This is a genomic window from Nocardioides sp. NPDC000445, from assembly GCF_040300245.1.
Lineage (GTDB): Bacteria > Actinomycetota > Actinomycetes > Propionibacteriales > Nocardioidaceae > Nocardioides.
In genome coordinates, this window is record NZ_JBEPDH010000017.1 from 1 (window position 1) to 15,206 (window position 15,206).

Below are 15,206 nucleotides of genomic sequence, written 5' to 3' on the forward strand. Positions count from 1 at the left end.
CCACACCCGGGCCGCCGCCCCGACAGCCAGCCAAGTTTTTTCTCGACGGGCGCCGGTGTCAAGGACCGCGAAGCGGCCGGCGAAGCCGGCGGCCGCAGGCCGTCCTTGACTCCGGGGTTCGTCGAGAACACCCTTCAAGAACGGGTCGGCGGCCCAGGCCAACCACGAAAACACCCCTGGCCCACGACGTACGGTAAAGAGCATGGGTATCCCACTCGAAGACCGCCAAGAACTCCTGACCCAGCCCCTGATCGCCGCACTCTCGGTGAGCAGAGAAAACGGAAGGGCGCCCCTGACAGTCCCGATCTGGTACGACTACACCCCCGGCGGCGAGGTGTGGTTCGTGACAGGGAAGGACTCGCTCAAGGCTCGGCTGCTCGCAGCCGCGGGACGGTGCACCCTGATGGTGGAGCGGGTGGATCCGACGGTGCGCTACGTGTCGGTCGAGGGGCCGGTGCGGATCGCCGATGCCGCCGAGGGCGAGTCGGAGGCGATGGCGCGACGGTATCTGCCTCCGGACGCAGCCGAGGCCTACCTGGCGGAGGCGGCGAACTTCCCGCCCGAGGCGACCGTACGGCTGTCGCCGGAGAACTGGCTCTCCGCCGACCTCGGCGCCTTCTGAGGCGCAGCCGCCTGAGGCTCGGCCAGCTGGCGCCGGACCGCAAGCGCCGCAGCGCGACCGGCACGACTGGCCCCGATCGTGCTCGCGGAGGGACCGTAGCCGACGAGCTGGACGCGCGGGTCGTACGCAGCGGTGACGGCGGTCTGGACGTCGGCGGAGTCGCGCAGCAGCGGGATCCCCCCGTGAGAGCTGCGCAGATGAAGCGGAGCGAGGTGGGTGACGGCGGGACGGAAGCCGGTGGCCCACAGGATCGCGTCGACCGGCTCGAACGCCCCTGATTCCCATCGCAGACCGTCCGGCTCGATGCGGGAGAACATCGGCAGCCGGCGCTCGTAGACCCCGAGCCGCGCGGCCTCCTGCTCCTGCGGCCGCAGCGAGAGACCGGTGACGCTGACGACGCTCGCCGGCGGCAGCCCGGCCTCGACCCTCTCGGCCACAAGCGTGACCGCCTCGCGCCCACGCTCGGCATCGAAGTCCGAGCGCCAGACCGGCTCCCGCCGCGTGATCCAGAGCACCGAGGTCACCGGCGCGAGCTCGCCGAGGAATTGCACCGCCGAGGCTCCTCCACCGACCACCGCGACTCGCTTGCCCCGGAAGTGTGCGGCGCCCGGGTAGTCGTGGGTGTGCACCTGCTCCCCGAGGAAGGTCGATGCCCCCGGGTAGTGCGGGACGAACGGTCGCGTCCAGGTCCCGGTCGCGTTGACCAGCGTGCGGGTGAACCAGGTCCGTCCGTCGGCCGAGTGCACCGCGAGCAGGTCGCCGACCGAGGTCACCGAGGTGACCTTCACCGGGCGCTCCACCGGCAGGCCGTGCATGGACTCATACGTCCCGAACCATCCCGGCACGGCGACGTTGGCCCGCTCCCCCGACTCACCCGGCGCCCGCCCGTCCGGCAGATCCGCGACGCCGTGGACGTCGTGCATGGTGAGCGAGTCCCAGCGGTGCTGCCAGGCGCCGCCCGGGCGACGCTCGGCGTCGAGCACGGCGTGGCGTACGCCCAGCCGGCTGAGGTGGTAGGACGCCGACAGACCGGCCTGACCGGCACCGATCACCACTGATTCGTAGCTCTCCACGCACACCTCAACAACGCTCCGCCGAATTCCATACCCGCAGAATGCTGCGGGAACACGTTCTACTTGACTAACCTCAGCAGAGTCACTCGGGACCGGGAGGTCGGACACGATGGATCAGGCACCATGACAGCGACCGAGGCACTCCGCGAGATCCCACGACTCGTGCCCGGCGACCGCGGGCTCCCCTGGATCGGCCGGCTGCTGGACTACTCCCGCGACCCGGTCGGCTTCTACCGGCACCAGTGGGAGACGTACGGTCCGGTCTCGCCGTTCTTCCGGGCCGGCGAGGCCGGGGTGGTCGCGCTCGGACCGGACGCGTGCGAGGCGGTGCTGCGCAACAAGGACAAGGCCTTCGCCAACGGGCCGGCCTGGGGACAGATCGTCGGCCCCTTCTTCGACCGCGGCCTGATGCTGCTCGACTTCGAGGAGCACCACGCCCATCGCCGCATCATGCAGGAGGCCTTCACCCGGGACCGGCTCGCCACCTACACCACCGCGATGCATCCGGCGATCGCGCACGGCATGCGCGGTTGGGCCAACGCTCCGGCCTTCCAGGCCTATCCGCGGCTCAAGCAGCTCACCCTCGACATCGCCGCCGACATCTTCATGGGTGGTGCGGCCGAGACCAGCCGGGCCGAGATGGACCGGGTCAACAAGGCGTTCATCGCCTGCGTGCAGGCGGCTGCCGGTGTCGTACGCGGCGATGTGCCGTTGACCCGCTGGGGCCGCGCGTTCCGCGGCCGGAAGGTGCTGGAAGGCTTCCTGCGCCACTACCTGCCGGCCAAACGGGCCACCGCGACCGACGACATCTTCTCGGTGCTGTGCCACATCGAGACCGACGACGGCGAGCGGTTCAGCGACGAGGACGTCGTCAACCACATGATCTTCCTGATGATGGCCGCGCACGACACCTCGACCATCACCTCCTCGACGATCCTCCAGTACCTCGGCCAGCATCCGCAGTGGCAGCAGCGCTGCCGCGAGGAGGCCCTCGCGCTCAGCGAGGCACCGACGATGCAGGAGATCGAGAGCCTCACCAGCCTGGATCTGGTGATGCGGGAGGCGCTGCGGCTGCGCGCCCCGGTGCCGGCGCTGATCCGGCGTACGGTCAAGGAGACCAGCCTCCTCGGGGTCCGTATCCCGGCCGACACGGGCGTGATGGTCGGGGTCCAGTTCAGCCACATGATGGAGGACTACTGGACCAACCCGAGCGTCTTCGACCCCGAGCGCTTCGCGCCGCACCGGCGCGAGGACAAGAGCCACCGGATGGCGTGGGAGCCATTCGGCGGCGGGGTGCACAAGTGCATCGGCCTCTACTTCGCCGGCCTGGAGGTCAAGTCGATCCTGCACCGGCTCCTGCGCAGCTACCGGTGGAGCGTCTCCCCCGGCTACCGCGCGCCCCTGGACAACAGCTCGCTGCCGTTCCCGAAGGACGGCAACCCCATCCATCTGACCCGGATCTGAGGAGATCGATGACCACGAAGACAACGGAGGCCGCGAGCGTACGTCCCGGCTGGATCGACGACGCCCGGCTCGCCTCCTGGACGCGATGGGTCTCGGCTCCGGTCTCCGGGGGCGACAGCACGCTGACAGCGGTCGCACCCTACGACGCCCAGCCGACCGCCCCGGTGCCGTCGGTGACGGCCGCGGACGTCGCCGAGGCCGCGGCGGCGGCGCGGGCGGCCCAGCCCGACTGGGCCACGCTGGACTTCTCCGACCGCGCCGAGGTCATCCTCCGCTTCCACGACCTGCTGGTCGAGCGTCAGGACGAGGTGCTCGACCTGATCCAGTGGGAGATGGGCAAGGCCCGCTTCCACGCCTGGCAGGAGATCCTCCAGGTCGGCACGATCGCTCGCCACTACGCCCGGCGCGGCCCGGCGTACCTGGCCGACAAGCGGGTCCGTGGGGCCATCCCCGGCATCACCTCCGTGAAGGAGGTGCGGGTGCCGAAGAAGGTCGTCGGGATCATCTCGCCGTGGAACTATCCGCTCTATCTCGGGGTCGGCGACGCCATCCCGGCCCTGCTCGCGGGCGCGGCCGTGATCAGCAAGGCCGACCCGCAGGCGCCGCTGACGCTGCTGTGGGCGAGGGCGCTGATGGCCGAGGCGGGTCTCCCCGAGCACGTCTGGCAGGTCGTCACCGGGCCGGGCGCGGCCACCGGTGAGGCGGTCATCGACAACGTCGACTACATCGCCTTCACCGGTTCGACGGCGACCGGGCGGATCGTGGCCCAGCGCGCAGCGGGCCGGCTGATCGGCGCCTCGCTCGAGCTCGGCGGGAAGAACCCCCTCATCGTCCGCCGCGACGCCGACCTCGCCCAGGCCGCCCGAGGCACCGTGATGGCGGCCTTCGCCAACACCGGCCAGATGTGCGTCCACATCGAACGCGTGGTGGTGCACGAGGACGTCTACGACGCCTTCCGCCAGGCCCTGGTCGCCGAGACGGAGAACCAGGTCGTCGGCCAGACCTTCGACTACTCGGCCGACGTCGGGTCGCTCGCCTCGCAGGCGCAGCTCGACAAGGTCACCGCCCACGTCGCCGACGCGGTCTCGAAAGGCGCGACCGTGCTCGCAGGCGGCGAACCGCTCGCCGAGGTCGGTCCGTACGCCTTCGCGCCGACGGTCCTGGAGGGCGTGACCTCCGAGATGGATCTGTGTCTCGGTGAGACCTTCGGCCCGGTCCTCGCGCTCTATCGCGCCGACAGCGACGAGGAGGCGGTCCGGATCGCCAACCAGGGCGAGGCCGGGCTCTCGGCGAGCGTGTTCAGCAAGAACGTACGCGAGGCCGACATGATCGCTCGGCGCATCCGCGCGGGCGCGGTGAACATCAACGACGGCGCCGCCCTGGCAGCCGGAAGCATCGAGGCCGGGATGGGTGGCATGGGGTCGAGCGGGCTCGGGCGCCGCCACGGCGCGGACGGGATCCGGAAGTTCACCGACGCCCAGACCCTCGCGGCCTCCCGGATGGGTCCGATCGGGCCGTTCAAGGGGCAGACGGTCGAGAAGTTCGTCGCACTCGGCAACGGGCAGCTCAAGGCGCTGCGGAAGCTGGGCGCCCGATGAGCGGGACCGCGAGCAAGCCGGGTGAGCACAACCTGGCGGTGCTGGCCGAGAAGTCCTATGCCCGCCACGGCGACCACCCGATGGTCTTCTTCGAAGGCACCTGGCACTCGTCCAAGGAGATCGCCGAGCGGTCCGCGCGGGTCGCCGGCGGCCTGCGCGAGCTCGGGATCGAGCCCGGCGACCGGGTCGTGGTGCTCACCATGAACACCCCGGAGGTCTTCGTCAGCTATCGCGCCCTGTGGCGACTCGGCGCGGTGGTGACGCCGGTGATCTTCCTGCAGACCCCGCCCGAGCTGCGGCACATCCTGGAGGACTCCGGAGCCAGGGCGGCCATCGTGACGCCCGAGCTGCTGCCGCTGGTGCAGGCTGCCGGGGATGGTCTCGACCTCACCGTCGTCGTGGCCGGGGATGTTCCGGAGGGAACGGATGCGGTGGCGTACGAGAGCCTGGAGAGCGCCGAACCGATCGACATCGCCCTGCGCGGCGACGACGACCTCGCGGCGCTGCTCTACACCGGCGGCACCACCGGGCGGGCCAAGGGCGTCATGCTCAGCCACCGCGGGCTGTGGGAGTCCGGGCACGCCCTCCACCGGGTCGGAGAGAGCCAGGGCACGACACGGTGGCTGCTGCCGCTGCCGCTCTCCCATGCGTACGGCCTGATCGTGGTCATCAGCGGGATGCACTCCTCGCGCCCGCAGAGCTCGGTGCTGCAGCGCTGGTTCGACGCCAAGGGATGGCTCGAGCTCGCCCAGGAGCACCGGGTCGAGTCGAGCACGGTGGTCCCGTCGATGCTGCAGATGCTGCTCGACCAGCCCTACCAGGACTACGACCTGAGCTCGCTGCGCTCCTTCGGCAGCGGTGGCGCGCCGCTGCTGCCGGCGCTGCGGGAGAAGGCCGAGGAGGCCTTCGGCGTGACCATCCTGGAGGGCTACGGCTGCACCGAGTCGAGCGCGGTCATCGCCGCCTCGACCATCGAGGAGTCGCGGCCCGGCAGCGTCGGCAAGCCGCTCTCCCACGCCGAGGTGATCATCGCCGGACCCGACGGCTCGCCGGTCCCGACCGGCGAGGAGGGCGAGATCTGGGTGCGTGGCCCGGGGGTGATGCAGGGCTACTGGAACGACCCGGCACAGACCGCCGCGACCGTCGTCGACGGCTGGCTGCACACCGGCGACATCGGCCACTTCGACGCCGACGGCTACCTCTACGTCGACGACCGGATCAAGGACCTGATCATCCGGGGCGGGTTCAACGTCTTCCCCCGCGACGTCGAAGACGCACTCCTCGCGCACGAGGCGGTCACCGCCGCCGCGGTGGTCGGGCGCCCGGACGCTCACAAGGGCGAGGAGGTGGTCGCGGCCGTCGCCCTCCATCCCGGCGCACGCGCCACTCCCGAGGACCTGATCGCCTTCGTCAAGACGCGGCTCGCGCCGCACAAGTACCCCCGCGAGGTGCTCATCCTCGATGCCGTCCCCGTCACCAGCGTGGGCAAGACCGACAGAAAAGCCGTACGCAGCCTGGTCCGCACCACCGAAGGAGAGTCATGACACGCCAGATCGAGGGAACCGCCGTCATCGTCACCGGAGGCGCCCGTGGCATCGGCCGCGCCACGGTCGAGCGGCTGGCCCGCGCCGGAGCTCGGGTGGCCGTCGGTGACCTGGACCCGGACCTGCTCGCCGATGTCGTGACCGAGTTCGGGTCGGCGCGCGTGGTGGCCGCGCCTCTCGACGTCACCGACCCAGCCTCCTGGCGCGAGTTCCTCACCGCGGTCGCCGATCTGGGGCCGTGGGACGTGCTGGTCAACAACGCCGGGATCATGCCGCTCGGGTCGGTCCTGAAGGAGGAGGACGCGCTCACCCGGGCGATCTTCGAGGTCAACGTGCACGGCCCGATCAACGGGATCAAGGCGGTCGCGCCGGCGATGGTCGAGCGCGGCCAGGGCCACATCGTCAACGTCTCCTCGGCGGTCGGCCGGGTGCCGGTGCCGGACGCGGCGACCTACTCGGCCTCGAAGTTCGCCGTGGTCGGCTTCTCGGAGGCGCTGCGGATGGAGCTGGCGCCCTCCGGGGTCGACGTCTCCCTCATCCTGCCGGCGATGGTGCAGACCGAGCTCTCCGACGGCGTGCCCCAGGCGAAGGGGATGAAGCCGGTCACTCCCGAGGACGTCGCGGCCGCGATCGAGGACGTCGTCCGCGAGCCGCGGCCCGAGGTCTGGGTGCCCAACTGGGCCCAGGCCCTGACCAAGATCACCCAGGCGATGCCGCGCCGGTTCCAGGACTTCGTCGACCGGACGACCAACGCCTCGCAGCTGCTCGCGGGCGTCGACCCCGCGGCTCGGGCGGCGTATGAGGAGCGGGTGCGGCGCAACGTACGTTAACGCCGGATCGGCCCAGGATTGGCCCAGGAGACGAGGGGCCGATTGGCCGGGCGCGGAGGGGGCCGCGCTCACTAGCGTCAGGTTCGTGAAGAACGACGGACTCTCCGTGCCCCAGGGCGCGGCTCTCACCCTCGGTGCAGTGCTCGGCACCGGTGTCATCTCCCTGCCCGCGCTGGCGGCGAGCGAGGCCGGACCGGCCTCGCTCGTGGCCTGGCTGGCGCTGATCGTGCTCTCGGTGCCGCTGGCGGCGACCTTCGCCGCGCTGGGAGCCCGGCATCCTGACGGCGGCGGGGTGGCGACGTACGCTCGGCTCGCCTTCAACCAGCACGTCGCGACGATGGTCGGCTGGGCGTTCTACCTGACGATCGGCGTGGGGGCGCCGGTCGCGGCGGGGTTCGGTGGGGCGTACGTCGCCGACGCCGTCGGCGGCGGGCGGGGTACGTCGCTGGCGGCGACGGCGGCGATCATCGTGCTGGTCACCGCGATGAACTGGTTCGGGATCAGGGTGTCCGGGGGCGTACAGCTGGGGATCGCCGGGGCGATCGCGGTGCTGCTCGCGGTGGCGGTCGTGGTCGCGCTGCCGCATGCCGAGCTGGAGCGGCTGACGCCGTTCGCCCCGCACGGGTGGGGTTCGGTCGGCACCGCGGCGGCGATGCTGGTGTGGGCGTTCGCGGGGTGGGAGATCCTCTCCTCGCTCTCGGCCGACTATCGCGACCCGGCACGCGACATCCGCCGGGCGACGTTCCTGGCGCTCGGAGTCGTGACGGTGCTCTACCTCGGGATCGCGTTCGCGACGGTCGCCTCGCTCGGTTCCACCTCCGGTGCGGCGCCGCTGGCGGACCTGCTCGTCCTGGGCTTCGGGGAGCCGGCGCGACCCGTGACGGCCGTCGTCGCCGTGCTGCTGACCGTCGGGGCGATCAACGCCTACTTCGCCGGAGGCTCACGCCTGGGAGCGTCGTTGGCGCGCGAGGGTGCGCTGCCACGGGCTCTGGCCGACCCTGCGTCCAGCATCCCGCGCCGCTCGCTGCTCGCCATCAGTGCCGTGGCGCTCGGCTCTCTCGCGTTCATCTGGGTCGCCGGGTCCTCGACCGATGCCCTCCTCCTGATGGCTTCGGGGACCTTCTCCCTGCTGTACGTGGTGGGGGCGGCGGCTGCGCTGCGACTGCTTCCTCGTGGCACCGGGTCCTGGTGGGCGGCGGTCTGCTCGATGGTCGCGGCACTGGTGCTGCTGGGCCTCACCGGCGCCCACCTGCTCGGTCCGGTGCTCTGCGGCGGTGCCGGTCTCGTGTGGTCGCTGGTCCGCGCCCGTCGTGAGCGGTCACGCCCAGCCCGCGAGGTCGGCCAGCAGCTCGAGCCCGTCGGGCAGGCTGTCTGTCCGGACGGCTCCGTAGCCTAGGAAGAGCCCGTCGCGTCCAGGCAGCTGGCGATGAGCGGCGATCGTGTCCAGCGCCAGCCCCTGGGCAGCGGCACGCTCGGCCAGGTCGGCGGGGAGCTCCGCGTAGGCGGACAGGTGCAGTCCGGCCGCCGACGGGAGCACCTCGACCGGCCACGTGGAGAGGGTCTCGAGGAGGACCGAGCGGCGCTCGGCGTACGTCTTGGACGCCTTGCGCACGTGACGGGCGAGGAGGCCCTCCTCCAGGAAGCAGGCCAGCGCGGCCTGGGGCTGGACGGGGCCGAAGCCGTCGCCGAGCTGCTTGGCGGCCAGGACGCTGTCGACGAGCGAGCCCGGGGCGACCAGGTAGCCGGTGCGCAGGCTCGGCAGCAGCGACTTGGAGAAGGTGCCGACATAGATCACCCGGCCCTGATCGTCCATGGCGTGCAGCGGTTCCAGGGGCCGCTCCGTGAAGCGGAACTCGCTGTCGTAGTCGTCCTCCACGATCCCCGCGTCGTGCGCGTTCGCGAAGTCGAGGAGGGCTCGGCGGCGTGGGAGGGAGAGGCGTACGCCGAGCGGGAACTGGTGGCTCGGGGTCGTGTAGACGAGCCGTGCCTGCTCCGGGATCTCCTCGACGACCAGCCCTTCCTCGTCGACCGGCACCGGTACGACCCGGGCGCCGTGGGAGGCGAAGAGGTCGATCGCGGACGGGTATCCGGGATCCTCGACGGCGACGACGTCGCCCGGCTCCAGCAGCACCCGGGCGACGAGGTCGAGCGCCTGCTGGGTGCCGCTGGTGACCACGATCTGCCCCGGGTCGGCCCGCACCCCGCGGTGGTAGGCGACCGTGTGCGCCAGCGCCTCGCGCAGCCTCAGCAGGCCGGCGGGCGAGGCGTAGGTGCCGGGGCTGTGGCCGCGTAGCCGCGACTCCGCCGCGAGGATCCGTCGCCAGGTGTCGAACGGGAAGAGCTCGGCATCGGGGATCCCCACCCGCAGGTCGTACGCCGGCACCGCCGCCTCTGCGCTCGTCGGCCGGGGCGCCCAGCGCCAGCCAGGCCGCGGGGTCAGCGACCCGGGGGCATGATCTCGTCGTCGCCGCGTGGTCTCGGCGACGTACGTCCCCGCGCCCACGCGCGACTCCAGGAACCCCTCCGCGACCAGCCGCTCATAGACCGTGGCGACCGTGTTCCGGGAGATGCCGAGGTCCGTGGCCAGCGCCCGGCTCGGGGGCAGCCGATCGCCCGCCTTCAGCCTGCCGTCGCCGAGCGCGTCGCGCAGCGCCTGGTAGAGCGACGCGGATCGTACGGCGCGGTCGGTCAGATCAAGCGCGAGGTCCACAGCGGGATTGGACCACATCCCTGCCGGCGGCGGGGGCTTTCAGCTCGGCAGCCCCAGACGCGCGATGACCTTCTCGGCCACCTCGGCTGCCGACAGATCGGTGTTGTCGATGACGAAGTGCGGGAGGTCGAGCGGGAACGGCACCTCAGGGCCCGTCGAGAGCTCCCAGCGCTCGTTCGACCCGATGACGTCTCCGCGTGCCCATTCGGTGTCGCGTTTGGACGGCTTCGCGGCCAGCCGCTCGGGCGTGCCCTCACGGGCGAGCCGGACCGTCACGTCGGCGTACAGCTCCACGAAGTCGATCCGCGCTCCCGCCTCGACCGCGGGCGCGATCATCCACTCGACCTCCTCCGTATCCGCGGGGACGTCCAGCGCCCAGGCGAAGGTCAGGATCAGCCCCGGGAGGTCGTACGCCACCGCCTCCTCGATCACCCGCCTGCGGAACTCCCTCTTCAGCGTGTTGAACGGCTCGGTTCCCCAGTCGAAGACCTCCAGCAGCGGCTCGATCGTGGCGTGGTTGTGAAGGAGGCGGTAGGTCGTCCGGGACGCGATCTCCCGGCCGACGCTCATCTTGCCGACCGCCTGCGGGCCGAAGAGGACGACGAGGTGCATGAGGTCAGTGTGGCGGCTGAGTGTCGGTGGTCGCGACTAGGTTTGTCCCATGAGCGGCAGCACGGACTCGGCGTTGGCTCGGTTCAGCGACCCGACACGTACGTGGTTCGCGGCTGCCTTCGCAGCGCCGACCGCGGCGCAGGCCGGTGCCTGGGAGGCGATCGGGGCGGGTCGCAACGCACTGGTGGTGGCGCCCACCGGGTCGGGCAAGACGCTGAGCGCGTTCCTATGGTCGATCGACAAGCTGCTCAGCGAGCCGGTGCCCGAGAAGAAGCAGCGCTGCCGGGTGCTCTACATCTCCCCGCTCAAGGCACTCGGCGTCGACGTGGAGCGCAACCTGCGCAGCCCGCTGGTCGGGATCAGGCAGACCGCCGAGCGGCTCGGCGTGGAGGCGCCCGAGGTGCGCGTCGGCGTGCGGTCGGGCGACACGACCGCGGCCGACCGGCGCAAGCTGACCACCGCTCCCCCTGACATCCTGATCACCACGCCCGAGTCGCTCTTCCTGATGCTCACCAGCCAGGCCCGCGAGACGCTGCGCAGCGTCGAGACAGTGATCGTGGACGAGGTCCACGCGGTCGCGGCGACCAAGCGCGGCTCTCACCTGGCGCTGACCCTGGAACGCCTCGACGCGCTCCTGGACAAGCCTGCCCAGCGGATCGGGCTCTCCGCGACCGTCCGGCCCCTGGAGGAGGTGGCTCGCTATCTCGGTGGTGCCCAGCCCGTCGAGATCGTCGCGCCGCCGGCCGAGAAGCGCTGGGACTTGAGCGTGGTCGTCCCGGTCGAGGACATGACCGCGCCGAGCGCCTACGGCGAGGAGGAGGACGACGACCCACAGCGGGCCTCCTCGATCTGGCCGCACGTCGAGGAGCACGTCGCCGACCTGGTCACCGCCCATCGCTCCACGATCGTCTTCGCCAACTCCCGCCGGATCGCGGAGCGGCTGACCGCCCGACTCAACGAGATCGCCTCCGACCGGGTCTTCGAGACCGGTCCGCCGCCCGCGCAGGTGATGGCCCAGTCGGGGCAGTCCCACGGCGCGGCCCAGGTGATCGCCAAGGCCCACCACGGGAGCGTGTCCAAGGAGCAGCGTGCGCTGATCGAGGACGATCTCAAGTCCGGCCGGCTGCCGGCCGTGGTCGCGACCTCCAGCCTCGAGCTCGGCATCGACATGGGGGCGGTCGACCTCGTCGTCCAGATCGAGTCGCCACCGAGCGTCGCCTCCGCTCTCCAGCGCGTCGGGCGGGCCGGCCACCAGGTCGGCGAGATCTCCCGCGGCGTGCTCTTCCCGAAGCATCGCGGTGACCTGGCTCAGACCGCGGTCAGCGTGCAGCGGATGCGGCAGGGCCTGATCGAGTCGATGAGCCTCCCGGCCAACCCCCTCGACGTACTCGCTCAGCAGATCGTCGCCGCCACCGCACTGGACACCTGGGACGTCGACGACCTGTTCGCGCTGGTCAGAAGGACGGCTTCGTACGCAACCCTCCCCCGCTCCGCCTACGACGCCACCCTCGACCTGCTCGCCGGGCGCTATCCGAGCGAGGAGTTCGCCGAGCTGCGTCCGCGGATCGTGTGGGACCGGGTCGCCGGGACCGTGACCGGGCGTCCGGGAGCGCAGCGGCTGGCCGTCACCAGCGGAGGCACCATCCCCGACCGCGGGCTCTTCGGGGTCTACCTGGTCGGCGAGGGCACCGGACGGCGCGTCGGCGAGCTCGACGAGGAGATGGTCTACGAGTCCCGGGTCGGCGATGTCTTCGCCCTCGGCGCGACGAGCTGGCGGATCGAGGACATCACCCACGACCGGGTGCTGGTGACCCCGGCTCCCGGCATCCCCGGACGCCTGCCGTTCTGGAAGGGCGACTCGCTCGGCCGGCCCGCGGAGCTCGGCGAGGCCGTCGGCGCCTACACCCGCGAGCTCGCCGCGCTGCCCGCGAAGAAGGCCGAGGCGCGAGCGCAGGAGGACGGCCTGGACGCCTACGCCGCCGCCAACCTGGTCACCTACCTGCACGAACAGGCCGAGGCCACCAACGTCCTCCCCTCCGACAGCAACATCGTCGTCGAGCGCTTCCGCGACGAGCTGGGCGACTGGCGACTGGTGGTCCACTCCCCCTACGGCCGCCCGGTCCACGCACCGTGGGCGCTGGCGATCAACGCCCGGATCCGGGAGCGCTACGGCGTCGACGGGCAGGCCATTGACAGCGACGACGGCATCGTGATCCGCCTCCCCGACACCGATGCCGAAGCACCGACCGGCGAGATCATCGTCTTCGAGCCCGACGAGATCGAAGACCTGGTGACCACCGAGGTCGGCGGCTCGGCGCTGTTCGCCAGCCGCTTCCGCGAGTGCGCGGCGCGGGCCCTGCTCCTGCCCCGCCGTGACCCCGGCCGTCGCTCGCCGCTGTGGCAGCAGCGCCAGCGCTCCGCCGCCCTGCTCGAGGTCGCCTCGCAGTACCCGAGCTTCCCGATCATCCTCGAGGCCGTACGCGAGTGCCTCCGCGACGTCTACGACCTCCCCTCCCTCGTCGGCCTCCTCCGCCGCATCGAGCGCCGCGAGATCTCGATCGTCGACGTCGCCACCCCGACCCCCTCCCCCTACGCCCAGTCGCTCCTCTTCGGCTACGTCGCCCAGTTCCTCTACGAGGGCGACTCACCCCTCGCCGAGCGCCGCGCCGCCGCCCTCACCCTCGACCAGGGCCTCCTCGCCGAGCTGCTCGGCCGGGCCGAGCTCCGCGAGCTCCTCGACCCAGAAGTCCTGGCCGAGGTCGAGTCCGAGCTCCAGCGCCTCGCCCCCGGCCGGAAGGCCCGCGGCGCCGAAGGCATCACCGACCTGATCCGCACCATCGGCCCCCTCACCCTCGACGAGATCACCGCCCGCACCACCCCCGCCGAGGCGTCAGCTACGTCGGCCGAGGCGTCAGCTACGTCGGGCGAGACGTCACGTACGTCGGGCGAGACGTCACCGACTGCCACCTCGGCCGACGCAAGTGACGCTTCGACCGACGCCCGCGACGCCTCGGCCAGCGCGGGCGACGCCTCGGCCGACCGGGGTGACGTCTCGGCGATGCTGGAGGACCTCGCCACGGCTCGACGGGTGGTCGAGGTACGGGTTGCCGGGGAGGCTCGGTGGGCGGTGGTCGAGGATGTGGCCAGGCTCCGGGACGGGCTGGGGGTGGCGGTCCCTCCGGGCGTACCGTCGGCCTTCACCGAGCCGGTCGAGGACCCCGTCGGCGACCTGGTCTCGCGGTATGCGCGCTCGCACGGACCGTTCACGACCGCCGACGTGGCCTCGCGGCTGGGGCTCGGCGAGGCGGTCGTCCGGCACGCCCTGGCGCGGCTCTCGGCGCGCGGGCGGGTGCTCGACGGGGAGTTCCGGCCCGGCGGGAGCGGGCTGGAGTGGTGTGACGCCGACGTGCTCCGGATGCTGCGGCGACGCTCGCTGGCCCGGCTGCGCAAGGAGGTCGAGCCCGTCGAGCCGGCGGCGCTGGGCAGGTTCCTGCCGGCGTGGCAGAAGACATCCGTACGCAAGGGCGCGCTGCGTGGGGTCGACGGGGTGCTGAGCGTGGTCGACCAGCTCGCCGGCTGCCCGGTCCCGGCCAGCGCGCTGGAGAGCCTGATCCTGCCGGCCCGGGTGGTGGACTACGAGCCCGCGTTCCTGGACGAGCTGACCTCCGGCGGCGAGGTGCTCTGGGCCGGCCACGGCACCCTGCCCGGCACCGACGGTTGGGTCTCGCTGCACCCCGCCGACACCGCCGAGCTGACGCTGCCGTCGCCCGCCGAGATGCCACCAGGGCCGCTCGCCGAACGGCTCCTGGAAGCCCTGGCGCCCGGCGGCGCCTGGTTCTTCCACCAGCTCGCCCGGACCATGGCGGCCGACGACGAGAAGACTCCGAGCGACGCGGATCTGAGCGCGGCGCTGTGGGAGCTGGTCTGGTCGGGGCGGGTCAGCAACGACACCCTGCTGCCGTTGCGGGCGCTGACCCGTTCCGGCACGCCGTCGCACCGCTCCCGCCGGCCACCACCGCGCGCCCGCGGCGGGCGCTACACCGGCGGTGCGCGGATGCCGGCCCGGGCCGGTCTACCGGAGACGGCCGGGCGCTGGACGATCCTGCCCGAGCCCGATCCCGACCCGACCAAGCGCGCCCACGCGGCCGCCGAGCGGCTTCTGGACCGCCACGGTGTGGTCACCCGCGGAGCGGTCCAGTCCGAGCGCACCCCCGGAGGGTTCGCTGCCGTCTACAAGGTGCTCAGCGCGTTCGAGGACTCCGGCCGGGCCCGCCGGGGCTACTTCGTGGAGGGCCTGGGCGCGGCCCAGTTCGGCACCGCGGGCTCGGTCGACCGGCTGCGTACGTTCTCCCGGGTCGAGCCGGTCGACAAGCCGGTCGCCCTCGCGCTGGCCGCGACCGACCCCGCCAATCCCTACGGCGCGGCCCTCCCGTGGCCGGTGTCGGAGGAGGGCCATCGGCCCGGCCGCAAGGCGGGCGCGATCGTGGTGCTGGTCGACGGCGAGCTGGCGATGTACGTCGAACGCGGCGGCCGCACCCTGCTGACCTGGTCAGAAGATCCCAACCTTCTCGAGCCCGGCGCCGAGGCGCTCGCCGAGGCCGTCCGGCGAGGGGCGCTGGGACGGCTCACGGTCGAGAAGGCGGACGGCGCCCCGCTGCTCGGCTCGGGAGACACCCCGCTGCGCCAGGCGCTCCAGTACGCCGGCTTCGTCGCCACCCCGCGCGGCCTGCGCCTGACCTCGACGAGCAGGTGA

General features: G+C 72.0%; 10 protein-coding genes. 7 read left to right on the forward strand and 3 right to left on the reverse strand.

Annotated features, from left to right (window positions below; genetic code table 11):
- Positions 1-202 precede the first annotated feature (202 nt).
- A complete protein-coding gene (locus ABT304_RS21385; RefSeq protein WP_350718243.1) occupies positions 203-622 on the forward strand; it encodes a pyridoxamine 5'-phosphate oxidase family protein in 420 nt (139 codons plus the stop codon).
- Here the strand turns inward: ABT304_RS21385 and ABT304_RS21390 are convergent.
- Entirely contained in the window at positions 532-1,695 is a 1,164-nt protein-coding gene (locus ABT304_RS21390; RefSeq protein WP_350718245.1) for an NAD(P)-binding domain-containing protein, read from the reverse strand. The genes ABT304_RS21385 and ABT304_RS21390 overlap by 91 nt on opposite strands.
- 123 nt (positions 1,696-1,818) lie before the next feature.
- Between ABT304_RS21390 and ABT304_RS21395 the strand changes: the two genes are divergently transcribed.
- The 5 genes from ABT304_RS21395 to ABT304_RS21415 all read left to right on the forward strand — a co-directional run bounded on the left by ABT304_RS21395 (position 1,819) and on the right by ABT304_RS21415 (position 8,527).
- Complete coding sequence (locus ABT304_RS21395) at positions 1,819-3,159, forward strand: cytochrome P450 (protein ID WP_350718247.1); 1,341 nt, start codon at positions 1,819-1,821, stop codon at positions 3,157-3,159.
- An 8-nt stretch (positions 3,160-3,167) separates the two neighbouring features.
- Positions 3,168-4,757: a succinic semialdehyde dehydrogenase gene (locus ABT304_RS21400; protein ID WP_350718248.1), complete on the forward strand. Its 1,590-nt coding sequence runs from the start codon at positions 3,168-3,170 to the stop codon at positions 4,755-4,757.
- Positions 4,754-6,301: a class I adenylate-forming enzyme family protein gene (locus ABT304_RS21405; protein ID WP_350718250.1), complete on the forward strand. Its 1,548-nt coding sequence runs from the start codon at positions 4,754-4,756 to the stop codon at positions 6,299-6,301. The genes ABT304_RS21400 and ABT304_RS21405 overlap by 4 nt, the downstream gene beginning before the upstream one ends.
- A complete protein-coding gene (locus ABT304_RS21410; protein WP_350718252.1) occupies positions 6,298-7,131 on the forward strand; it encodes an SDR family oxidoreductase in 834 nt (277 codons plus the stop codon). Before ABT304_RS21405 ends, ABT304_RS21410 begins: the two co-directional genes overlap by 4 nt.
- A gap of 85 nt (positions 7,132-7,216) precedes the next feature.
- Entirely contained in the window at positions 7,217-8,527 is a 1,311-nt protein-coding gene (locus tag ABT304_RS21415) for an APC family permease (RefSeq protein ID WP_350718254.1), read from the forward strand.
- Here the strand turns inward: ABT304_RS21415 and pdxR are convergent.
- Complete coding sequence (pdxR, locus tag ABT304_RS21420; RefSeq protein WP_350718256.1) at positions 8,450-9,841, reverse strand: MocR-like pyridoxine biosynthesis transcription factor PdxR; 1,392 nt, start codon at positions 9,839-9,841, stop codon at positions 8,450-8,452. The genes ABT304_RS21415 and pdxR overlap by 78 nt on opposite strands.
- Positions 9,842-9,880: 39 nt before the next feature.
- The gene (locus ABT304_RS21425) at positions 9,881-10,453 is read right to left on the reverse strand and encodes a hypothetical protein (RefSeq protein ID WP_350718258.1); all 573 of its coding nucleotides are present in this window, start codon (positions 10,451-10,453) and stop codon (positions 9,881-9,883) included.
- 49 nt (positions 10,454-10,502) lie between these two features.
- On the opposite strand from ABT304_RS21425, the gene ABT304_RS21430 reads away from it, so the two are divergent.
- Positions 10,503-15,206: an Lhr family helicase gene (locus tag ABT304_RS21430; protein ID WP_350718260.1), complete on the forward strand. Its 4,704-nt coding sequence runs from the start codon at positions 10,503-10,505 to the stop codon at positions 15,204-15,206.

What these genes read in the sequence shown, in the direction of transcription:
- ABT304_RS21385 (WP_350718243.1), top strand. Translation starts at nt 203, where the DNA reads ATGGGTATCCCACTCGAAGACCGCCAAGAACTCCTGACCCAGCCCCTG.
- ABT304_RS21395 (WP_350718247.1), top strand. Translation starts at nt 1,819, where the DNA reads ATGACAGCGACCGAGGCACTCCGCGAGATCCCACGACTCGTGCCCGGC.
- ABT304_RS21400 (WP_350718248.1), top strand. Translation starts at nt 3,168, where the DNA reads ATGACCACGAAGACAACGGAGGCCGCGAGCGTACGTCCCGGCTGGATC.
- ABT304_RS21405 (WP_350718250.1), top strand. Translation starts at nt 4,754, where the DNA reads ATGAGCGGGACCGCGAGCAAGCCGGGTGAGCACAACCTGGCGGTGCTG.
- ABT304_RS21410 (WP_350718252.1), top strand. Translation starts at nt 6,298, where the DNA reads ATGACACGCCAGATCGAGGGAACCGCCGTCATCGTCACCGGAGGCGCC.
- ABT304_RS21425 (WP_350718258.1), bottom strand. Translation starts at nt 10,453, where the DNA reads ATGCACCTCGTCGTCCTCTTCGGCCCGCAGGCGGTCGGCAAGATGAGC.
- ABT304_RS21430 (WP_350718260.1), top strand. Translation starts at nt 10,503, where the DNA reads ATGAGCGGCAGCACGGACTCGGCGTTGGCTCGGTTCAGCGACCCGACA.